This window comes from Pseudoalteromonas sp. SS15 (genome assembly GCF_049257195.1).
GTDB lineage: Bacteria > Pseudomonadota > Gammaproteobacteria > Enterobacterales > Alteromonadaceae > Pseudoalteromonas.
In genome coordinates, this window is the sequence record NZ_JBMMUD010000001.1 from 845412 (window position 1) to 868384 (window position 22973).

The following is a 22973-nucleotide window of genomic DNA, read 5'->3' on the forward strand; positions in this document are numbered from 1 at the left end:
AGCCAAAAGAGCGTGTTTAAACACGCTCTTTAAATTGTCTAATAAATTAAGCAGGCAAAATACTCTGCCCATGATTAAACACATTATTTGCGTCGTACTGACTTTTCACAGCCTGAAGTTTTAGGTAATGCTCACCGTAATAAGCCTGTTGCCAGTCAGTAATTAAAGGGTCGATGTAATTCACATAAGCACCACCTGTGCTCCATGGCGCCATGACTTGCCTAAAGCCGCTTTGCTTAGCTTGTGCAGTATCTATCTGTGCGTTGCTGGCACTTAGGTGAAGTGGTAAATAATATTCGGCACTTACAATGGCTTTGCGGTGCGGATATGCGGTTTCATCTTCACCTATTTCATCAATTTTACCACCGAGTAAATTCATGATGATCATACCGTTATGACCATCACTATTTTGCTGCTCAATTTCTGCTTTTAATGCTTTGACACCTGCTGGTGGAATGAGAGAGTCAAAGAAATCAGAGCTCGCGCCAAACGCACTGCGCTGCATCGTTCCTCCCTCTAATTGCGTGCTTAGATGACAAGATGCAACATTACTCTCACAAGTGCCTAGCATCACATTGCGATAGCTACTTGTGTTATGGGTGTTAGAACTCGGTGTAGCCCCTGTTTGCACAATAAAGTTTTGCCAGAGAGTTTCTGCTTCTGCAGCAGGGTTTAAACAAAATGCCCGAACATTGACTCTCGGACCACCAAATACCCAAGTTGGTAGGCACTGCGCCCACATCTCATTGGGCCACTGCTCTGCCAGAGTTTGCCAAACCGCGAACACGTCTTCAAAATCATCAAAACTAAAATTCGCTTCAAATACGGTGATGTCTTTGGCTTCGTGAGCTTTGAATTTAAATTGCGTCACAATGCCAAAATTACCACCGCCGCCACCTCTAAGCGCCCAGAATAACTCACTGTGATTGTTTGCATCACAACTAATAATTTCAGCGTCGGCAGTGACAATTTCAACCGCTTGCAGCGTATCGCACGTAAGGCCATGCGCTCTATCAACAACACCGAAACCGCCGCCCATGGTTAACCCTGCAATGCCCACACTTAAACAACTGCCCGCAGGAATAGACACGCCCTGCTGTGTTAATTGATCGTACACGTCTGCAAGTCTTGCGCCTGAACCTATAGTAGCGATGTCAGCTTGCAATGAGATGTCATTCAAATCTGTTACGTCGATTATCATACCTTCGGTTGTCGAATAACCACCATAGCTATGGCTACCAGAGCGCGGTGCTATATGAAGTTCATGCTCTTTTGCAAAGCGGATCGCAGCCTGCACGTCTTGTGCATTCGCGCATTTCACCACAGCTTGCGGATAAATATGATCAAAACGCGTACTAAAGCTTAAACGCGCCATTGAGTATGGCTGCTCGTCAGTTGGGAGAATAACCCGACCTGACACATTATCTTTCAGCGTCTGCCATTGCGCGTTTGTGAGTTTACTGATTACATCTGTGTCTGGGCTGTTATCTATAAGTGGCGGTGTGACTTCGGGGGCTGAACCACCTCCTCCGCCACAGGCAGTTAAAAATACAGAAGCGGCTGAGAAACTGAGAAACTGTCGACGGTCCATAACGATCCCTTGCTGTGTTGATATTGTTGTTTTTATCACCTACTGAATTGCCCACATTATGCTAAATCGCTGTATTTAAACAGGGTAAATTTTAGCTATTGTATTGATTATTAATAATTTTCATCACTTTCTAAAAAACAAAGTGATAATTGAATCGCCGCACCGCTCGCGCTAGACTGAACTATCACTTTTTTGAAAGATAAATAACAACAAAATGACGAATAAAATAATCGACCTGCGCAGTGATACCGTCACCCAACCTTGTAAAGCCATGCGTGATGCAATGGCCAATGCCCCTGTTGGCGATGACGTGTTTGGCGATGATCCAACTGTAAATGCACTGCAACAAAAAGCCACAGAGCTAACCGGCCATGAAGCGGCGTTATTTGCCCCAAGTGGCACGCAAAGTAACTTGCTTGCCCTACTCGCCCATTGTCAGCGCGGTGACGAATATATTGTTGGTCAAGACGCCCATACTTATAAATACGAAGGCGGCGGCGCAGCAGTATTAGGCAGCATTCAACCTCAGCCAATAGAGTTTGCAACAAACGGGTCTATTCCACTCGATATCGCAAAAAAGAAAATTAAACCTAACGACCACCACTTTGCGCGCACCCGTTTGCTATCAATCGAGAACACAGTAGGCGGGCAAGCTCTGCCTATGTCTTACCTAGATGATGCACGCGCGTTTTGTAACGACACCGGACTTGGTTTACACCTTGATGGCGCTCGGGTGTTCAATGCTGCGGTGCATCACAATGTGCCTGTATCGACAATTACTTCTCAGATGGATTCGGTTTCTATTTGTTTATCGAAAGGCTTAGGCACGCCACTTGGCAGTATTTTATGTGGCCCGAAAGACTTTATTCATGAAGCTCACAAGTGGCGCAAAATGCTCGGTGGTGGTATGCGCCAAGCTGGTATTGTCGCGGCAGCCGGTATATTCGCATTGGACAACAACATCGAAAGACTGATTGAAGATCACCAAAACGCAGAGTTTTTAGCCAAAGAACTAAATGAACTCGATGAACTAACAGTCACAAAGCAATTCACCAATATGTTGTTTGTTGAATATCAAGGCCCGCTTTCACCCATAGAGCTTGCTGATAAGCTGCTAGAAAAAGGCATCAAAATTTGTGCAGGTGAACAAATGCGCTTTGTGCTGCATAAAGATGTAAGCAAAGAAGATTGTAAAAAAGTCATTAGCACTTTTAAAAATATTCTTATTACTTAACCTGCCATACTCCTTAAAAAAATATAAACGGCCGTGCATGCCGTTTATATTGGTTTTTGCTTAACAAGCACTCAGGCTACAAGAAATAAAATTTATACTTCACCCCATAATAAAGGCTTAGCTGGCGTCATAACACCATCTTTAAAATCAAAACCATCAGCTCTATCAGCAGCCAATAACCAAGGGCCATCTAAATCAACAAATGCAGCTTCAGAAGAAAGTAAAAAAGCAGGAGCCATGGCTAACGAACTCCCAACCATACAACCAACCATTATAGTAAAACCAAGAAGCTGTGCTTCTTTCATTAAAGCAACGGCTTCTGTGATACCGCCTGTTTTATCTAGTTTTATGTTAATGGCATCGTAATACCTTTTTAGCTTTTGTAAGCCTTCACGAGTATGACAAGACTCATCGGCACAAATTGCAACAGGCCCATTATATGCAGCTAGCTCAACATCTTGGTCTGCAGGTAAAGGCTGTTCAATTAAACTCACATTCAGCTCTGCAAGCGTCGGCGCAACCTCACATAGATCTTCAATTGTCCAAGCTTCATTAGCATCAACAATAAATTTAGATAAAGGGCTGGCCTCATGTATTGCTCGCATTTTCTCGACGATGTTTTCTCTATCTAATTTAACTTTGATAAGCGGAGGGTGCCCCATATCAGCAGCTGCTTGAGCCATGTTTTCTGGACTGTCTATACTGAGTGTTTGCGCAGATACACATGATTGAGGCTTTGGCAGGCCTAATAGCTCATAGACGGGCTTATCTACCATTTGTGCTCGCAAATCCCAATATGCGCAATCAAGTGCATTTTTAGCAGCGCCTGCGGGCATCTTTTTAATGGCATTCGAAAGCATCCCCTCATTATTAAGATACGCTTTAATCGTATTAATTTGAGACATAACTGAATCAAGTGACTCACCATATCTTGCGTAGGGTACCGCTTCTCCCAAGCCAATATATCCACCACTTTTAAGTGTTACGACAATGACATCCGCAGACGTTTTAGATGAACGTGAAATTTTAAATACCTGCTTTAGTGCAAAGCATTGTGTCTCTACTGATAGTTCGATCATTGGGTAGACTCGCTAACAAGACTTTGAACAACACGATCACAGCCATCTCGTAATGGGTCAAAAACTGGTACACCAAATTCACTTTCTAGTTTGTCACAGATTTGTTTTGCTTCTTCTGTATCAACCGCAGAAGTATTGACCGCAATACCTAGTAACTGCACCTTATCATTGGTCAACTTTGCAGCTTGAATATTAAGTGAGATCGTATCTGCTATGCTTGGTTGCGAGCAATGAGGTAAACCTCGCATAGATGCTCTATTTAAAGCATGACATACGACAAGATAATCAGGTTGAGAACCATGCAGTAAACCTAAACTCACGCCAGCAAATGCGGGATGCGAAAGTGATCCTTGACCTTCAATGATATCCCAATGTTCCGCCTCGTTATTCGGCGATAAACTCTCTGTCGCACCAGCTATAAAGTCAGATACCACACAATCTATCGCCACCCCTTGCCCTGCGATTAGAATTCCTGATTGACCTGTGGCTCTAAAGTCAACATTGAGCCCTGCTTTGCTCATCGCCTTTTCTAGGGCTAAAGAGGTATACATCTTACCTACAGAGCAATCTGTACCAACTGTTAGAATACGTTTGCCTGATCTTTTTTCACCAGTGCCTGTTACGAACTTAGCTGTTGGATGACGAATATCATGTAATTGGCAGCCATTTTCGTCTGCTCTTTGCTTAATTGAAGAGATATCAGACAACTTATCATGCATGCCACTCACAATATCCATACCCGCATCAAGTGCTTGCATAATTGCTGGCAACCAAGCTTCTTTGATAATTCCACCTGAATTTGCCAATCCTAAAACTAGGGTTTTAGCGCCTTGTTTAACTGCTTGCTCAATTTCTATATGTGCTAGCCCTGTAGAAACGGTACAACCATCAAGACGATACTCGCCAACGCATAACTCAGGTCGCCAATCAGCAAGACCCCGTGCCATTTTAATTGACAACAAGTCAGTTGCATCACCAATAAATAACAGATAAGGAGGAGAGAGAATCATAATTGTGTCCTTTGTTAAACGTCTTTAAGAAACTTAATTCTGAGCTTATCGCAGAACACAATTAGATAAAGTGACAAGGATTTCAGCATCCATAACCTTATGTTATGAGGTTTCTTAACTCCCTGATAAAGATAGTGTTAGTTCTGATATAAACTGCTCAGAACTTTTACTTAACTGACGATTTTGTAAATGTAATGCATTAACTTTGAACGTCAGAGGTGGATCAAATGACGCCATAGCCGTGTCAGTCGTCAACATTGCATTTGCAGTATACTTATCTACCACGCAAAGCCCCATACCTTGAGCAACAAGGCGTGTTGCAATGAAGTATGTTTGTACTTTGATCATGCAGTTGAGTTCAACGCTATTTTCAACTATTCGGCTCCATAACAAATCACCCAAAGGCCCACTTTCACTGATATCAATAAAGTCATACTCAGCCAGTTGCTCAATATTCAATGTTTTCGGGGTTTCAGGAAAATATGCCTTAGGGTAAACCACCACCATTTCAGACTCTGCTAATTCTAGGCTTGTAACTCCAGGAAATACTTTTGGTGAGAATAACACCGCGATGTCGCAGGTATGCTCTATCAGTGACTGAAACACGGTATCGTTATGTATCGTACTAATATTAAAACTAATATTCGGATATTGTGCTGTGAACCGACCCAGCGCCTCAGGCAAAACTGTGAAACCTAACGCGGGTGAGATACCTAAATTAATATTACCGTACTCAGCCCGTTTAATGTTTTTCGCTTTATTTCGAATAGAGTGTATTTGTTGATAAACTTTATCAACCTCTCCAAACAAGCTTTCCGCTTCTTCAGTAGGGATTAAGCGACCCTTAACACGATGAAATAAATCAAAGCCCAGTTGTAATTCAGCATGCGCTAGGACTTTGCTTACCGAGGGCTGTGATACGTGGAGTAAGTTCGCCGCATTGGTGATGGAGCCAGTTGTATAGATGGCATGAAAGATCTCAATGTGCCTGAGTCGCATAAAAAGTACCTGAGTTAAACTAATACAAAAGCACAACCGGTCCACAACAACATCGCCGCCATTGCAGCAAATGTTGCAGGAACAAGCTGACTTTTCACATGATCCATCAAATCACAGCCGGTTGTCATTGCACTTAGTATAGTCGTATCAGAAATAGGAGAACACTGATCGCCATATACACTGCCATTTAATACCGCGGCAAAACATAAAGTCATAAACATATACGGGTCAGCTAAATGCTGCATTTCGGAAATCGACCAAGCCAATGGCATAGCTAATGGAAAAGCTATGGCATAGGTCCCCCAACTGGTGCCCGTTGAAAATGCAATTAACATGGTTAGCACCATCAAAAAGCCCGGTAACATCCAAAAATGTATTTGCTCACCAAGTAGTTGTGTTAGGTATAATCCCCCGCCCACCTCTTTACTGATGCTGCCAATGGTAATAGCCAACATCAAAATAACCGAGGCAACAACAACCCCTTTAAGGCCATTTCCAAACCCTTCCATGATGTCTTCTAGCGTCATACCTCGACCCATTGCCATAAAAGCTGCTAGCACTAAGGCTATGGCAAATGCCCAATTTACTTTCGGTGAGCCTAAAAAATAAAATGTACCAATGGCAACCCCAATAATACTTGCCAAAGGCAGCAAAAACTCCCAAATACTTGCATTGTAATAATCCGGCGAGTCTGCACCCTGCAATTCTTTCGCGCTGAGCGGTCTTGCATTTTCTGCATCCAATTGACCTGTTTTAGCTGCTCGAATATGCGCCGCACGAATACGTTTCCCTGAAAAGTGGGTGATATTTAAACTCAATAATAAAGTGCCTAAAACAGCTAAGATACCGTAGAAACTAAAAGGGACACTGCTGAAGAAAAAACTAATTCGGTCAGCCTCTGTCGCCAAAAAACTTACGCCAGGTACAAATATTAAAGCCTGCACATAGGCCGGCCAGGCATTAAAGGTAATTACTGATGCAATCGGTGAAGCTGTAGAATCAACAATATAACTCATTTCTTCATGGCTGACCTTGGCCTTATCAGCAAGAGGCCTGACGGTTGTTCCTACCAGCACAGTACTCATCGTGCCACCTTGGAAAAACAGTACCCCCATAAGCCAAGCAATTAATTTAGCGCTGCGCGGCCCTTTGACAAAATGCTGAGTCATAAAATTTGCAAATGCTAGAGCAGCCCCCGTTTTAGACCAAATCCCTAATAAACCACCGAGCAACCAAAGGTATAATAATAAAATTGCTGCTGCACTCTCACTTGCCAAATTAGGCACTAACACCTTATCCGTCAGATCATATCGCCCTAACATCATTGCACCAACAATCACCCCCGCTAATAAAGCTGTTAACGGTTCACGAGTCATTAAACACAAAACGATTGTGATCACTGCAGGTAATAACGACCAAGCACCAAAATGAAAAGCGGGCTTGAGTAATAAAACTTGCTCCGCTTTTTTTACCCATTGTTGCGACAACTCGGGCGCTGCATGCAGTTTATCTAAGTTGCTTTGCCTGAGGGGGGAGCTGTCATATGGCACCACATCCAAAATTACCCGTTGCTCTCCTTTAAAATAATAACTGAGCTGCCCTGAATCTGATTTATGAATATCATAGTTATATTGTTGCTCTACCCAGTGCACACCTGCGCCCTGCCCCACATAGATTGCAGTACATACCCCAAATAAAAAGATAAGCAATGCCAATGACTTAGATTTTGCCATAACAATTCCTAACGAAATTTGAATTGAAAGTTAATTAATTGTTTTTCATTTTTACTTTTTCACGCTAACACATCTCAAGTGTTAACTTTACATCATTAAACCTAGCACCCTATAACCTAAGGTTATGGACGAGCTACTAACAATAAATTGTTAACTAAAATAATTTATTTATTGTTTAGCCTGTAGCAAGTAGGGCTTGAACTAATAACCATTACTCAGCAAGCCCGTTCCAAATATAACAACGACTAAAATGGTGAAAACATGACATTCAAAGCCAACCTCGCGATGAAGCCAGCATATTTAAGTGTTTGTGTTGCTCTTGCATGTATCTCATCAACTACACTCGCTCAGCAGGGTGATGATAAAGAAATAGAAAAAATCAGTGTAGTTGGCTCAAATATTAAAGTGAATCAAGACAGGGGAGAGCTGCCAGTTACTGTCATGTCAGGCGAAGACATCGCAAAAACTGGCGCTATGACGGGTGCTGAATTACTCGCTGAAATTCCGCAAATGGGCGAAGTATCATTTAACCAAGGTCGTTCTGGCGCTGGTGTAAATGACGCTCGAGGCGATGTATCATCTATTAATCTGCGTGGTCTAGGCACTGGTAATACACTTACTCTACTGAATGGCCGTCGCTTAGTATTGCACCCAGGTACTCAATCAGAAGGCCTAGTTCCTGTTACAACAGTCAACAGTAACACTTTGCCAGTAAAAGGCTTAAAGCAAGTTGAAGTATTACGTGATGGTGCGGCAGCGATATATGGTTCTGACGCTGTCGCTGGCGTCATTAACTATGTGTTAAAAGACAACTATGAAGGCAGTGAACTGAGTTTTAATTACGGTAGTTCAGAAGGCACATCGCAAGATCAACTTACCATTGGGGGCATTACAGGATTTGCATTCAATAACGAAAAATCTCATTTAACTACCTCTTTTAACGCTTATTTTAAAAATGGCATGATGGCTAATGAACGAGAGTATGCTCGCTCAGCTGATTTATCAAATTACCCTACTCTCCCAGAAGAGTTTATTGGCGATACACAGTTAGATAATCGACACTCGGCTTCACCATGGGGTGAGTTCAGCGGTAAAGAAATTGGCAAGTTTCACATTCGCCCGCAAACGATGGGAGACTGTGAAGTAATTTTAGAAAATGGTGTTTGCGCGAGTAGTGGCAGCCAGCCCCGAGATTTGAGATATAACCGAAACTACGATAATTCTTTAACGTCTGATGTTGATAGATTTAACGCCTATGCGCTTTATACCCAAGAGTTGACTGATGAAATAGAGTTATTCGGTGAAGCTCTTTATTACCAAGCCAAATCAAAAAGAACGCGCTTTCAAGCACATAACTTATCATCACAACGTTTCAGTATCGCAGCCGACGCCTATCACAACCCGTTTGACGAACTGATCACGGTGCGTAATTATCGTCCTGTAGATGCTGGTCGCAGGCAAGTTGAAGTAACCGATCACAGTTATCGCTTATTAACAGGCTTAAAGGGTTACATCGATGAATGGGATTGGGAGTCAGCAATATTTCATACTGAGGCTAACTCACTAGATAGAACATTTAACTGGGTGCAGGCTAGTAAATTCCAGGCTGCAATTAACAGCACTGATAAAAATACAGCTTATAATATATTCACAGGTGGCGATATCAACAATGTCACTCAAGGTGACAGCAGCGCAAATCCACAGGCTGTAATAGATAGCTTTACCACAACCGTTGACAGAGAAAGTAAAACGACCTTATCACAGTGGGATTTCAAGATCTCAAATAGTGAGTTAATGCCTATATTTGCCGGAGATCTAGGTTTTGCAGCAGGCGTTGAATACCGCCATGAGAGTTATGAAGAAGATAGAGATAACTTGCTAGACTCCAGTTCACCATTTATTGATCAGAACACCGGAAAACTACTCACTGAAAGTGATGTACTAGGTAATAGTCCCACAAAAGACAGTCGTGGTAGCCGCAACGTGTTTTCTGCATATGCTGAGTTTTATGTCCCCTTAGTTGAAGATGCAGCTTTTGCAAAAAACATCAATCTACAAGCTGCTGCTCGATATGAAAGGTTCAGTGATGTTGGAGACGTCTTAAAACCTAAACTGGCATTATCTTGGGAAGTAAATGACTGGCTACAATTCCGTACTGCCTATGCAGAAGGTTTCAGAGCCCCTGGCTTACCTCAAGTTGTAGCTGATAACCTAGCTAGAACCAATACTCGACGCGATCCTGTCACTGGTATTCGAGGAGGTGTATTAGAGCTGAGAAGTGGCAGTGACACACTAAAACCAGAAGATGATATAAACAAATCTTTTGGTATTGTCTTAAAACCCGCTGATAACTTGTTATTAACCGCTGATTGGTGGCAAGTAGAGCAAGAGAATTTAGTTGGCTTACTAAGCAGTCAGACTCACCTACTCTATGATGCTTTACTTCGCAGTCAGGGCAGTAAAAATGAATTTGTAATTCGCGATGAAAACCTTGAAATTCTCCATGTTAAAAACGATTACGCCAACTTAAACCCAAGAAAAGTCAGTGGAGTAGACTTAAGCATTAGTTACGATATTAAATCAGATTTTGGCCGGTTCGACTTCAAGGTTAACGCTGCAAGGCTATTAGAGTTTTATCAAGATATCGACGCTATCACTGCCACAATAAGTGCTGCGCAAGCTGCTGGTAATGAAAGCATTTTGTTTGACGGTGAAAATATTGAACTGACTGGTGGTGGTAGTTTGATAGAACAAAATGGCCGACCTAAATGGCGCTTTAATGCCTCTATGGGATGGAAACAAAATGACTGGGCTGCAGGTATAAGCGCACGCTATGTCGGTGAGTTTGTTGATACGAGTACAAATTACGCCGACGAACAAGGTGAGCTAATTCATTTACCAGTAGATCGATGGACCACTGTTAATGCCTACGTTAATCACCGTTTTACAAAAGACGGCTGGCTAAATAATAGTAAAGTGACATTAGGTATAAGAAACCTATTTGATAAGCAACCGCCGCTGGCAGATGCGCATTTCGGTTATCAAAGTGGTATACATTCAAGCCAAGGACGCTATTTTTACATTAGCTATAGCAAATCATTTTAAATAACTTGGTTTTAATCTGAGGCTTTCCAAGTTGGATAAGCCTTATTTTTATGGCATTTAATTATGATATATAAATCAATTTTATTACTTTCCCTGTCACTGTTATCAAATATTACAAACGCTTGTTTAAGCGGTGATATAACTATAGATACCCAATTTGCCACAGCACGAATTGGTCAGTGTGAACAAATTAATGATAAACATATACAATTAACCTTATTACCAGAAAACACCCCCATTAATAATAGCCCTTGGTTCGGGTTTAAAATTTCAGCTAAAGAACCAACTCAGCTGAAAATTTCTATTAAAGCCGAAGGCGGAAAAATGCGCTACAACCCGAAAGTATTTAAAGACAATACTTGGCATTCAATCCCTTTTGAGAAGCATGACAAAGACATTTCTTTTTCGATCAATGTCTCTTCTGAGCCACTTTGGATATCAGCTCAAGAATCACTTGATAACCTGGAGTATCACCGCTGGGCAAAAGCACATGCGCAAAAAAGCTCTCTCAACTATGACATAATCGGTTGGTCTATCGAGCACAGACCTATTTTTAAACTTGAAAGTCGGGCTAAAAGCAATCAATGGCTGATCCTCGTTGGCAGGCAACACCCGCCTGAAGTAACTGGCGCTTTAGCCATGCTCACCTTTGTTGATCAAGTCTTTTCAGATTCAGCAATGGCAAAATCGTTTCGTAAGCGCTTCAATATACTGGTTGTGCCAAATATAAATCCTGATGGTGTCTATCACGGATACTGGCGTCACAATATAGCAGGAAAAGATCTCAATCGAGATTGGAAAACAGCAGCACAACCTGAAGTAGCCAGCGTGGTTAACTACCTTGATGCTATTGTTGAAAATGGTGGAGAGATAAAGTATGCCGTAGACTTTCACTCTACTTACAAAGATATTTTTTATACCATCCCTGAAGATTATTTAAGTCATAACCACACATTAACGAATGATTGGCTTGATAAGCTTGAAAAAACATTACCAGAGTTTGAAGTTCGAAGAAAAGCTGGACAAAACCCAAATCGCGGCGTTTTCAAGCAATTTATAGCTGATAAATATAAAGTGCATGCAGTGACTTATGAAATGGGTGACAACACTGACAGAGCTATGATCGATAAAGCGGCAATCGAGGCCGCAGAAACGCTCATGTCAACACTGCTGAGCAGACAAAAACAATAGAGTCACAAACATGAAAACTAATACTTTAAAGTTGAGCACTTTAGTCATGTTGATGGCGCTCACGGGCTGTGCTAACAAACCAACGTTCAATGCCGATATTTTACTGACAGGTGGCTTACTCATTTCAGGAGATGGTTCCCCCGCAATTGCTAAACAAGTTGCCATCTGTGAAGATAAAATTTGCGGTATATTTGCACCTGACAGCAAGCATATTAAAGCAAAAAAAAATATTGATGTGTCTGGTAAAGTGATAGCCCCAGGGTTTATAGATCCACATACACATTCACTATCAGATTTAAAAAGTAGCACACGAAATAGCAACCTAAACTACCTAACTCAAGGGGTAACGACTGTCATAAATGGCAATGACGGCGGCGGCCCTGTTGACCTTAATGCAATAAAGCACACTTTACACGCCAATGGCATTGGCACTAATGTAGGTTTGCTTGTTGGTCATGGCTCACTTAGAAAAAAAGTTATGGGTAAAGTAGCACGTCACGCCACGGAGAAAGAACTTTTGCAAATGGAAGCACTGCTCGAAACGGCAATGCAACAAGGGGCATTGGGTTTATCTAGTGGTCTTTATTATGTGCCAGGTAGTTATGCAGACACCAATGAGGTGATCCGTTTAGCAAAAGTAGCTGCTAAGTATAACGGTATTTACGATACACATATTCGAGACGAAAGCAGCTTTTCAATTGGCCTAATCCCCGCGGTTCAAGAAGCCATAGATATTGCCAAAGCTGCCAATATTCATCTCCACCTAGCACACATAAAGGCCCTAGGAGTTGATGTCTGGGGGCAAAGCACTCAAATCATTGACTTGATAAAATCAGAGCAAAAGCAAGGAGTAAGTATTTCAGCAGATCAGTACCCCTGGCTGGCATCAGGTACAAAACTACACAGTGCATTAATGCCCAAATGGGTGATGGCCGATAACAATGCCGCATTTTATGACAGGCTTAACGACCCATCTTTGCAATCTAGAATTGATAGTGAACTTGCCGAAAATTTACGACGTCGCGGTGGCCCTAGTGCTATTCTAATTACTAAATTTCACGATAAAAGTTTAGAAGGTAAAACTTTAGAGCAGGTTGCCGATGAATGGGGTGAATCTGCTATCGACAGCACTAAAAAGCTAGTTCAAATGGGCCAAGTGCGTATTGCTTCATTTAACATGTCAGCCGTAGATGTCGAAAACTTTATGCAGCAAGATTGGGTGGTGACTTCCTCTGATGGTACCGACGGTCACCCTAGAAAGTACGCTAGTTTCCCTAGAAAATTAAAAGACTATGTCTTAGCAAAAAAATTAATGTCTCTCGAAACTTTTGTGCAACGTAGCAGTGCAAATACTGCAAAATATTTTAATATAAAAAATCGAGGACTAATAAAACCTAATTATTTTGCTGATATTATTGTATTTAATCCAGAAGAAGTCATTATTAACGCTTCTTTTTCCAATTGGGCCAAACTTACACAAGGGATGCAATATGTCATTGTTAATGGTTCTATTGCTATAAATGATTATAAGTTTACACAGAGCTATTCCGGAAAAGTGATAAATTAGTTATTTACTAAATGAACTTTGCAGAGCCTTAGCCATTTTGCTAGGGCTTTTCTGCATATTTTCCCTGAAAGTAGTGTTTTGTAGCTCATTTCGCACATTGAAAACCTTCGAATTGAACACAATTCATACCTCAAAGGTAACCCCCAAGCTATTTACTTCAAAAACAGCACCCGTTTTATCAAACCATCTTCAACTTCGTAGGTGGCGATCGCTTTAAACTTGTTTTCGAGCTCTTTACCTTGATACAAAAACTTTGCAGTCACCTCTTCGGTATCGACAACAAAACGGCCTTGAATTTCGCGATGTGTAATTGCAGCATTTAAATAACTGGCTCTGCTAAACAACATCTCATATTCTTCTTTTAGCTTATCTTTGCCTTTGTATTTTAGACCTTCTGGAAAATAGTGGATCTCGACGTCTTTGTGGTAAGTTGCTAAAAACGCCTCAATATCGCGGTTGTTGTAGGCTTTGAGCTGAATATCGACAATGTCTGTGACATTATTTACTGTTTCTGAAGAAGTTGAAGCTGCAAAAGCTGACGTTGAGAACAACATCGCCACAGAAAAAATTATACTTACGATTTTCATAGATTCTAAGTCCTTTTAAAAGTTCAATATTATATTTCAGAGCAAATAAACAACAATTATTAATAATACTTAACATTAAAAATAACTGTAAATTGGCACCGTCCCTCTGTTAGATACTAACATAACAAACCTAGGCGGCACGCCTTTAATTAACCAAACTAAAACAATGTAATAGCTGAAGTGATAATGAATGCTGCGAAGTAAGCGGAGAAAAATAAGCTCAAAAAAATCCACGGTACGAAGATAAGCCCTTTTAACCAACTCCAGCCATAAAAAACTTTTGCAGACTGATAAAATACGGTTAAGCCAATTGCACTTTCTACCAGTCTTCTATACTCCGAAAAGTAATCTAAGCTAAAGGCTTTAAAAACTGCCACCATAACAATGCCATACAAACAATAGAGTGTGCTGGTATATAACAGCATAATTAAAGTTGAAATATAGTTATAACCCGATTTATAAAAAGAAAATCTGATCACTAAGGCCGCGAATGGTAAAGCACCAAGGTAAATTAAAATTCGATGGTTTATATAGAGCTCTTGCCAAGTCTGTGCGAACTCACTGATACCAGCTTGCTGTTGATGCACTGCATATTCATTTAGAGCAGCAATACCCCCTGTTAGAGCTAACAATGCCAAGTAAAATCCAATAATAACAAAACATAATCGCAACGGGTTGACGTATTGCTTACGTTTTCCTGAGGTATATTGTTTTGCGACATGCCCTGGCCGAATAAACAAATCTTTAAATGTTCTAAAAATACGTGTATCAGTATTGGTCAACGTATCAATAAAAGTATTAATAAAAAAGCCAATTGTGAGTTCACCTGCAATGTGCTTTTGTCCGCAATGTGAGCAATACTCGCCCGAAATAGGAGTACTGCAATTCATACACTTAGATGATGTTACTGTATGTTGAGCAGTCATTTTTCTTATAGTTTCCTTTGAGTGCGTCAATTACTTTTGAAGTATATATGTATATTGCAGCAATGACATTTGTCATGCAACGTCGTGACAAACCTCACTGATAAACACCCTACCTTCTGGCCATACTTACTCCATCAACAGACGGAGATTGCCATGAACACCATTAACCTAGAAACACATTTACAAAACTATCAAAATCGCCGCTTTCTGGCTGTGCCGCTGGCTGGCATGATTGTGTGGAGCTTGCTGATTTTTACTGGCATGTCTTTATCGTTACACATGCAAACTTGGGCGATTTATATTGGTACGGGTTCAATTGTGTATTTGGGCTTAGGACTGGCTAAGTTAACTGGTGAAGACGTACAGTTTAAAAAAGGCGCTGAGCGTAACCCGTTCGATACCATCTTTTTAGCTGCCGTTGCGATGACGTTTTTGACCTTTTCAATCAGCATTACCTTTGCCATGCAAAACCCTTACGCCCTGCCGTTTGCGATTGCAGTACAGTCAGGGTTGATGTGGTTAGTACATGGTGCGATTTGTAAGATTAAGGTCTGTGTGGCTCACGCGATTGTTAGAACCGTTTTATGCACCGCCGCTTTTGTCATCAGCCCTGAGAACAGCTTTGTGTTACAACCAATTATTGTGGTGCTGTGTTACTTATTTACCATCTTGGTACTCGAAAAAAGATGGGCAAACTTACAAATGCAAAAAGCGTTAAACCCGCAAGTGGCTTAACTAACAGCTTGCCATTTTAGCTCTCCCAACAAACAAGCGCAGTGTGATACTGCGCTTGTTTGTTCTAATCTCTCATTCAACCTGAGTTATTATCCAAAGCTCAGGTTATTTAGGTCTCGCCATCGCAAAAGGGCTGGTAATACCCGAATACTCCCCACCGCCTAAACGCGCCAGCGGGGCGACTTTATCGGCATGAATTTTTAAACGTTGTTTGGCATCCAGTTCAATCACTTCATCGTTAACATATAAGGTTTTTACTTTCACAAAAACTAACGACTGCGGCGCTTCGCCCATTTGCTGAACTTCATATAACTCACAACCGTAAGCGATATGGCAGTTTTTAATGCGAGGTAGATCAAAGCCTGTGAATTCCACCAGCTCAATGTCGTTGGCGGTGACTTCAGACTCACCATGCTCGAGTGTTGCCGCTGTGGCTGTGACTAAATCAGCGTCTTGCTCTGAGGCAATGTGAATAACGCACTGTTTGGTATTTATCACGTTTTTAACTGTGTCTTTAATCTCGCCTGTTGGCTTTTTGCCTGCCGAAAACATCATCAGAGGCGGCGCACTCGACACCGCTGTGAAATAAGAAAATGGCGCAAGATTGTAGCTTTGCTCGCCCGAGTCAGTTAATACCCAAGCAATAGGACGCGGAATAATAGTTTGCGTCATTAAGTGATAGATTTGATTGCCAGAAAAGTCAGAGAAATTCAGTTCCATTTGTCTTTACCACTTTGAAAAATAAGGCCAACATGATTGCATAAACCATGCGGTAAAAAAACCTGTAGGCGCAGATAATAATCTCGACTGTAAGCTGGTACGTATATCAGTTACACTTATTGAACTTGAAACTAAGCACCGTCTTTAATGCTCTCAAATCACAGCCCGCTCAACACCCGTTTACCGCTTGTTTATCATCCAAATTACTCGTTTAGTTTTGATCCTAAACACCGCTTTGTAATGAGTAAATTCGCAAACTTATTCAATGAAGTAAAAAGCATGGGCTTAATTGGCGACAACCTAGCTCAACCAGAGCTTGGCTCGCCTTCGCCACTCGAGCTGGTGCATTGCGAAGACTATATTTGGGATCTATGGCGTAACCAACTTGATGACAAAGCGATGCGCCGAATTGGCTTACCTTGGTCAGAGCAATTAATGGCGCGCACTTTTACTGCCCCGCTTGGTACATTAAAAACCGCAGAATTGGCCCTTGAGCATGGAGTAGCCTGTCACCTTGCCGGTGGCACCCATCATGCCCATTATGATTTTGGCTCAGGCTATTGCATGGTGAATGACCTTGCATTTACGTCAACAACACTTATTCAGCAAGGCAAAGTGAACAATGTGCTGATTTTTGATTTAGACGTACACCAAGGCGATGGCACCGCCGCCATGTTAAAACACAACCCATACGTATTTACCTGCTCTATTCATTGCGAGAAAAACTTTCCGTTTAGAAAGCACGACAGTGATTTAGATATCGGCCTTGAAAATCATTTAGAAGACGACGCATATTTAAATATTGTGCAAGAAACCTTAACGGGGCTGATTGAAGACTTGAACCCCGATTTGGTGCTGTACGATGCAGGCGTTGATGTATGGGATCAAGATACCCTAGGTAAGCTCAATATTTCATGGCAAGGATTAGAAAAGCGCGATGCTTTAGTGCTTAAAACTTGCCAAAACAAAGGCGTGCCAGTGGCCACTGTGATCGGCGGCGGTTACGATAAAGATCATTTACGCTTGGCTAAACGCCATGCGATTGTAGTGAAGCAAGCGGCGTTGTTATAGAAGCTAAAAGCTAAAAGCTAAAAGCTAAAAGCTAAAAAAGTATCTCGGTAGCACCGACTTTATGTCGGGTTTTTCTTTCTATTTCTTACCCCTTCATTAAGTAAAATAAAAAAGGTGCAACCCTTTGGGGTCGCACCTTTGCCTACTTTGGAGTAGAGCTACGGCGAATTAATCTGATGTTTTAGTGTCCGTTTGTTGATTTGTTTCATTACTCAATTGCTGCGAATTTTCGTCATTATCTGGGGTAATGAAAAAATCCTTGGCATTGATATTCGCTAGGTTGTCAAACTGCGCTTTGCCAAGGCTAAACCAATGTGCAAAGTCACTGCGTTTTACATAATAGCTGTCTTCATGTTGAGCAAATTCAAAGTCGAACTGCTTGCCGTCGGCATCTTTCACGCTGAGCTTGTCAATCTCTGCAAAAGCGATTTCTTGTTCGGCGATTTTTGTGACCGTTAAACTCGAAAATTGCGCAAGCAGCTCATCAATGCGCTCGGTATTGAGTATTTGACCTTCAGGTAATTTTGCAGGTGCTTTAACTTGCCATATGGTTTCAACATCGGTCTTTGAGCTGGCGTTTGCATTGATGATATCTGCTAAGACAGCGTTTTTATCTACACTTTCGTTTTTAACTGACTCTGTGTGCTCGTCTAAATCAGCGTCTTGCTGTACTTGCGCTTTTTCAAACGCTAACCCTGCTTGGCTGATTTCGCTAATGTCTTTTACCGACAGCAACGACTTATTCAACCAATCATTTTTATCGAGACTAAGCTGATAGCCGCTGAACTCTATGGTGAACACATCGTTATTGTCGCCATTACGCGCGTAGAGCTTTTTAAAGCTGGGTGACTCACCTAGCAACACTTCAACTTCATCATCACCAAGCTTGTAGGTGATGCGTTTTTCGAAGTTATCATCGGCCACTTTAAAACGTTCGTGACTGGCTTGAGTGCGTGACACAGGCCAATTCACCTTGCTGTTGATTAAAGTGTCGGTCAGGGCTGACACTTTATAATTAAGTAAAGGTAAATTTGGGTATTCAGCCAAATGCCAATTTCCACCGTTTTTTACCAATGTAAGCGGCTTATCATTGTCACCTTCTTGCAAGGTAATTTCGCTGATGGCGTGTTGTTCTAGGCTTAACAATGACACTGGCGCTTGTGTCTCAAAGCTATTTTGGCCGTTATAAAATAGTGCGCCAGCTAGAATAACCTGTGCGCCTAGTGCCACAGATAAAATAGTTACTGCTTTATTCATGGTTGCACTCCTATTGCGAAATCCAAGTTAAATACTCACGCTGTTTGCGCTTTCTACGTTGACGATCAAATAGGGCTAAGCCCATTAGTAATGCAAAGGCCAGCGCATAGTTTCCGTATTCCCAAATAAGCTGCTGGTCGTGTTCCATCGGTGGTAGGGTGCGGTTGAAATTACCACGCGCGCGAATGCTCATGAGCGCTCGGTCTTCCAGCGACCAATCCACGGCGTTCATCATCAGCTGCAAACTATTTAGATAATCGCTTTGCGATACGCCTGCGGTCAGTTGTAGCACTTGGTCTTGTACAAAATCATTTGAACTGAACAAGATAATGCGTGCACTGTCTGGCGCGTGCTTAATCACACTGCTGACATCAAACTGCGTGTCGCTCTGGGCTTCACTGTTTTCAGATTCATTCTCAACGTTGTCAGCCGATGCATCGCTTTGAGAATTGGACTCTTTGGCAGCTAAAAGCGGAGAGTTTTTATCCGCAAAGTATGAGGTAAATTTACCTTGTGCCATCACCCCCATTAGCTGCTTGGCGTTATCACCTTCTGAGATATAACTCGCCTCACCTTGCGCGTTAAGTTGTGGCATCACATCAAGTGACGATGACGTCCACGCTTTGTCAGAGCTTTCAATCAACTTAGTGAAAGTGATATTGTCTTTATTCTCTGCAAGGGTAATGGGCGACGACCAAGCCATGGTCAGCTGCGGTAGCTCAGAAGTGATTAAGTTATCTTGATTTAACCCATCACGAATATCTGCAAAGTACGGGTAATCCAACATACGCATTTCTTGCAGTTGGATACCACCGACATTACGGGTTACTGGAATGGGGAATGCCGCATTGGTGGCATCCATCACTAGGCTGTTTTCAATGTTTAAACCATGATGCGCTAACCAGTCTGTCAGCCCACTGTCGACTGAAGTCATGTTTAAACTACCACCAGCAAGATTGATGCTATAAGGCGACGTTGCTGCGATCACTGTCCCGCCTTTCATCAAGAATTGGTCTACAGCAAATAACTGTTTTTCATCCAGTGATTTAGGGGCGACGAGCATTAGAATGTCGGCTTCACCCGAAACACTACCGTCACTTAAATCTTCATTGATGATGTTCAGCTCACTGCCTAACATGCGCTCCAGCTCTCTAAAGCTGCTGCTTGGCATACCGTAGCCATAACTCGGTGCTGAAGCGGGTTTTACCAGCGCTAAGTTTTTAGTGAATCCAGAGGCAAAACGCTTAATTGCCGCATCTAGGTTACGCTCAAAGCTTGCGTCGCTAAAGTCATCCAGTGGAATTTGTACAATTTGATCTTCGCCCGCCAAAGTCAGATAAAAGTAGAAGGTTTGATCTGAGAAAAAGCTGGTTGCCATTGGCTCAAAGCCATAATCTTCGGCTATTTGAGTTGCAACTTTACCGCCTTCGGCTTCTGGCTCGATAAAGTTTACACTCAGCTTATTGTAAGACTTGGCTTGTACATCATTTAAATGCTTTTCAATGCCCTGCTTTAAGGTTTGTAACTGCTCAGGCAGTTTGTCATTTGCCGACACATAGGCGTTAAACGTCAGTGTTTGCTTTACAGTATCGAACAAGTTACCACCGCTTTGATAGTTTTGTAGTACGGTTTTAATCGCGCGGGTAATGTCGTGTTCAGGGTTACGTAACAGCACTTCAACATCTGATTCGGCGCGGGCATTAACCTCAATTAAGTCTCTAAACCCTAATACTTGATGCTCGTCACCGTATTGCACCAGAATATTAAAATAAGAGCTGACAATGGACGCTTGATAACGGTCGGCCACTTGGAACGGCATTGGTTTAATGCCAAATTGAGTGTTGGCTTCTTCTTCAAGCTCTGGGTGCATTTGCGGGTCAATAAACTCAACGCGCACTCTGCCATCGGCAACGACTTCGTACTCTTGTAATAAGTCTTTCACTTGTGGTACCAGTGGCGCAAGTAACGGGTGGGTTTTATTGCTGAAGTACCCTCGGATCAACATAGGCTCTTGTAACTGCGCCAGGTAAGACTCAGTCGCTTCAGAAATCGAGTATTGTTTGCCTGCGGTGGTGTCTAAACGCAGCTGTGGTAACTGACTGAGCCACACATTAGCTGTGAGTAAATTTACCACCAGTAAACCTGTCACTAACTGCCAGGTTTTATGATGACTTGACTGTGTACTTGCTTTGTTGTCGTTTTTCGCCCAGCGTTCTTGCTCTAAAAAGTAAGTGTTTAAAGCCAAGAATACTAAGGTTAACGAAACATAGTAAACCAAGTCTCGCACATCAATGACACCACGAGTGATATCGTCAAAGCGCGCGCCAGTGCCGAGTTGTCTTAAAAACTCAGCCCCTTGATGGGAGAAAAAGTCAGTGATCGCAGCGGTACCAATAAAGTAAAAAAGTCCACCAATCACACATGCGGTGATCAAACTGACAATTTGATTATCACTGCGCGCTGATACCGCCAAACCAATGGCAATATAGGCGCTACCCAATAACAACACCGCCAAATAACCCGAAATAACCGGGCCCCAGTCTAACTCACCTAAAAAGCTAACGGTGATCGGCAAAGGCAGTGTGATCACTAACGCTATCGCCAGCAGTGCCAAACAACCTAAAAACTTGCCCAATACAAAATGCCACAGTGGCACTGATAAGGTATGCACGTATTCAATGGTGCCACTACGTCGCTCTTCACTCCAGAGCTTCATGGTTAAGGTTGCCGATAAGAAGATCAATAGAATGGGCATCCACTCAAACATCGGGCGCACATCGGCAATGTTACGAGAGAAAAATGCCTCAGCCCAAAAGAAGATAAATAAGGTTAACCCCACAAATGCGCCAATGAACAAGTAAGCAATGGGCGATGAGAAAAATAGCGCGATTTCTTTTTGCGCAATACGAACAGCATTAAACTGCGCAGATTGACTAGGCTGCATGCGCGGCTCCTCCCTTAGTGTTATTCGCGGTCGCGACAAATTCGTCGTTATTAATTTGGTTAAAGACGGTTTCTAGGTCACGTTTTTGCGGATAAAGGGCAAACAATTGCGCGCCACTTTCAATAATGGTTTTGCTGATATTAGCCGCTACTTGCTGCATGTTCGCCTTGTCTTCTAAGCTTACGATAAATTTTTGTGGCTCGTGTACAACAGCAAAAATGCCTTTAATGTCTGTGAGCTTTTTCACTTCTGTTAAGTCGCTTTCGACCACCAACTGTTTGCTGTGCTGCAATGCTTCTAGTTGTTCATCAAGGACCAGTTGCCCCGATTTCAAGATCAACACACGATCACATAAAGCATTCACCTCTTGCATAATATGGGTCGATAAAATCACCGTGGCTTTTTTGGCGATGTCTCTGATCAGCTCGCGCATATGTTGTGTTTGCTCTGGGTCGAGGCCATTGGTTGGCTCATCCAAAATCAATAGTTTTGGTTGCCCCAAAATAGCCTGCGCCACACCCACACGCTGCTTGTAACCTCGCGATAAGGTCTCGATAGGTGCTAACAATTTTGCCGATAAGTCCGTAGCTTTGATGGCGCGTTTAATTTCGGCTACTTTAGTGTTGCCCTTTAGACCTTTTAAATCAGCGGCGTAATCTAGGTATTCGGCTACGCTCATTTCTGGATAGACGGGCAAACTCTCGGGTAAATAACCGAGTTGGCTTTGAAGTTTTTTAGGATCTGTAGAAAGCGTCACGCCATCTAAGCTGACGTCGCCAGTGTCGGCTTCAAGATAGCCACTGATCATTTTCATTATGGTGGTTTTACCCGCGCCGTTGTGCCCAAGCAGCCCGATAATTTCACCTTTTTGGATTTTAAAACTCACAGAATCTACAGCCTTAAAACTGCCATAGCTGCGAGTTAAATTACTCACCTCTAACATGGAAGTCTCCGAATTAAGCTTATTACTGATCGTTTATAAATAGATTTTTATTTGAAAAGAGTGTTTGAGATGTTATCGAAAAATACATTGTTATTATCTCCATAGTTGCTGGGCTTGTCCCCAAAACAAAGTAAAGAACGAATCGCATTTTTTGATATGGGCGAACTCAAAAAGTTCAAGAGAGAAATTATAAATTTGTTTTGCCTGGTTTATGACACTTTTATTTCAACTTACTTTATTTTTAGCCCTATGATTTTAAACAATTAAAGTCGAGACTTATT

General features: G+C 42.1%; 17 protein-coding genes. 6 read left to right on the forward strand and 11 right to left on the reverse strand.

The window, feature by feature from the left end; all coding sequences use genetic code 11:
* Window positions 1–46 precede the first annotated feature (46 nt).
* Window positions 47–1591, reverse strand: coding sequence for an FAD-binding oxidoreductase (locus AAEU28_RS03705; RefSeq protein WP_421962996.1), 1545 nt, complete (start codon window positions 1589–1591; stop codon window positions 47–49).
* A gap of 226 nt (window positions 1592–1817) precedes the next feature.
* Between AAEU28_RS03705 and ltaE the strand changes: the two genes are divergently transcribed.
* Entirely contained in the window at window positions 1818–2825 is a 1008-nt protein-coding gene (ltaE, locus tag AAEU28_RS03710; protein WP_421963094.1) for a low-specificity L-threonine aldolase, read from the forward strand.
* 92 nt (window positions 2826–2917) lie between these two features.
* On the opposite strand, the gene dgcA is transcribed toward ltaE, so the two are convergent.
* From dgcA to AAEU28_RS03730, 4 genes are all read right to left on the reverse strand, one after another.
* A complete protein-coding gene (dgcA, locus tag AAEU28_RS03715) occupies window positions 2918–3904 on the reverse strand; it encodes an N-acetyl-D-Glu racemase DgcA (RefSeq protein ID WP_421962997.1) in 987 nt (328 codons plus the stop codon).
* Complete coding sequence (gene dgcN / locus AAEU28_RS03720) at window positions 3901–4914, reverse strand: N-acetyltransferase DgcN (protein ID WP_421962998.1); 1014 nt, start codon at window positions 4912–4914, stop codon at window positions 3901–3903. Before dgcN ends, dgcA begins: the two co-directional genes overlap by 4 nt.
* A 114-nt stretch (window positions 4915–5028) precedes the next feature.
* Window positions 5029–5913, reverse strand: a complete 885-nt coding sequence (locus AAEU28_RS03725) for a LysR family transcriptional regulator (RefSeq protein WP_421962999.1) — start codon at window positions 5911–5913, stop codon at window positions 5029–5031.
* A 14-nt stretch (window positions 5914–5927) separates the two neighbouring features.
* A complete protein-coding gene (locus tag AAEU28_RS03730; protein WP_421963000.1) occupies window positions 5928–7646 on the reverse strand; it encodes a Na+/H+ antiporter NhaC family protein in 1719 nt (572 codons plus the stop codon).
* Window positions 7647–7907: 261 nt separating this feature from the next.
* On the opposite strand from AAEU28_RS03730, the gene AAEU28_RS03735 reads away from it, so the two are divergent.
* The 3 genes from AAEU28_RS03735 to AAEU28_RS03745 all read left to right on the forward strand — a co-directional run bounded on the left by AAEU28_RS03735 (window position 7908) and on the right by AAEU28_RS03745 (window position 13509).
* Window positions 7908–10751 (forward strand): TonB-dependent receptor domain-containing protein, encoded by a 2844-nt coding sequence (locus tag AAEU28_RS03735; protein WP_421963001.1) that lies wholly within the window; start codon window positions 7908–7910, stop codon window positions 10749–10751.
* Between the two features lie 63 nt (window positions 10752–10814).
* Entirely contained in the window at window positions 10815–11942 is a 1128-nt protein-coding gene (locus tag AAEU28_RS03740; protein ID WP_421963002.1) for a M14 family metallopeptidase, read from the forward strand.
* 10 nt (window positions 11943–11952) lie between these two features.
* Window positions 11953–13509 carry an N-acyl-D-amino-acid deacylase family protein gene (locus AAEU28_RS03745; RefSeq protein WP_421963003.1) on the forward strand — a complete coding sequence of 519 codons (1557 nt, stop codon included), beginning with the start codon at window positions 11953–11955 and terminating at the stop codon, window positions 13507–13509.
* Between the two features lie 152 nt (window positions 13510–13661).
* On the opposite strand, the gene AAEU28_RS03750 is transcribed toward AAEU28_RS03745, so the two are convergent.
* Complete coding sequence (locus AAEU28_RS03750) at window positions 13662–14096, reverse strand: nuclear transport factor 2 family protein (protein WP_421963004.1); 435 nt, start codon at window positions 14094–14096, stop codon at window positions 13662–13664.
* 158 nt (window positions 14097–14254) lie between these two features.
* A complete protein-coding gene (locus AAEU28_RS03755) occupies window positions 14255–15022 on the reverse strand; it encodes a DUF3667 domain-containing protein (RefSeq protein WP_421963005.1) in 768 nt (255 codons plus the stop codon).
* A 153-nt stretch (window positions 15023–15175) separates the two neighbouring features.
* Between AAEU28_RS03755 and AAEU28_RS03760 the strand changes: the two genes are divergently transcribed.
* Window positions 15176–15757, forward strand: coding sequence for a DUF7010 family protein (locus AAEU28_RS03760; protein WP_421963006.1), 582 nt, complete (start codon window positions 15176–15178; stop codon window positions 15755–15757).
* A 105-nt stretch (window positions 15758–15862) separates the two neighbouring features.
* Here AAEU28_RS03760 and AAEU28_RS03765 read toward each other — a convergent pair whose 3' ends face one another.
* The gene (locus tag AAEU28_RS03765; RefSeq protein WP_421963007.1) at window positions 15863–16477 is read right to left on the reverse strand and encodes a flavin reductase family protein; all 615 of its coding nucleotides are present in this window, start codon (window positions 16475–16477) and stop codon (window positions 15863–15865) included.
* Window positions 16478–16624: 147 nt separating this feature from the next.
* Between AAEU28_RS03765 and AAEU28_RS03770 the strand changes: the two genes are divergently transcribed.
* The gene (locus AAEU28_RS03770) at window positions 16625–17548 is read left to right on the forward strand and encodes a histone deacetylase (protein WP_421963008.1); all 924 of its coding nucleotides are present in this window, start codon (window positions 16625–16627) and stop codon (window positions 17546–17548) included.
* A gap of 168 nt (window positions 17549–17716) precedes the next feature.
* On the opposite strand, the gene AAEU28_RS03775 is transcribed toward AAEU28_RS03770, so the two are convergent.
* The 3 genes from AAEU28_RS03775 to AAEU28_RS03785 are packed head-to-tail and all read right to left on the reverse strand — an operon-like array spanning window position 17717 to window position 22692.
* Entirely contained in the window at window positions 17717–18805 is a 1089-nt protein-coding gene (locus AAEU28_RS03775) for a DUF4340 domain-containing protein (RefSeq protein ID WP_421963009.1), read from the reverse strand.
* Between the two features lie 10 nt (window positions 18806–18815).
* Window positions 18816–21749, reverse strand: coding sequence for a Gldg family protein (locus AAEU28_RS03780; RefSeq protein ID WP_421963010.1), 2934 nt, complete (start codon window positions 21747–21749; stop codon window positions 18816–18818).
* On the reverse strand, window positions 21739–22692 hold the full coding sequence (locus AAEU28_RS03785; RefSeq protein WP_421963011.1) for an ABC transporter ATP-binding protein: 954 nt from the start codon (window positions 22690–22692) through the stop codon (window positions 21739–21741). The genes AAEU28_RS03780 and AAEU28_RS03785 overlap by 11 nt, the downstream gene beginning before the upstream one ends.
* Between the last annotated feature and the right edge of the window lie 281 nt (window positions 22693–22973).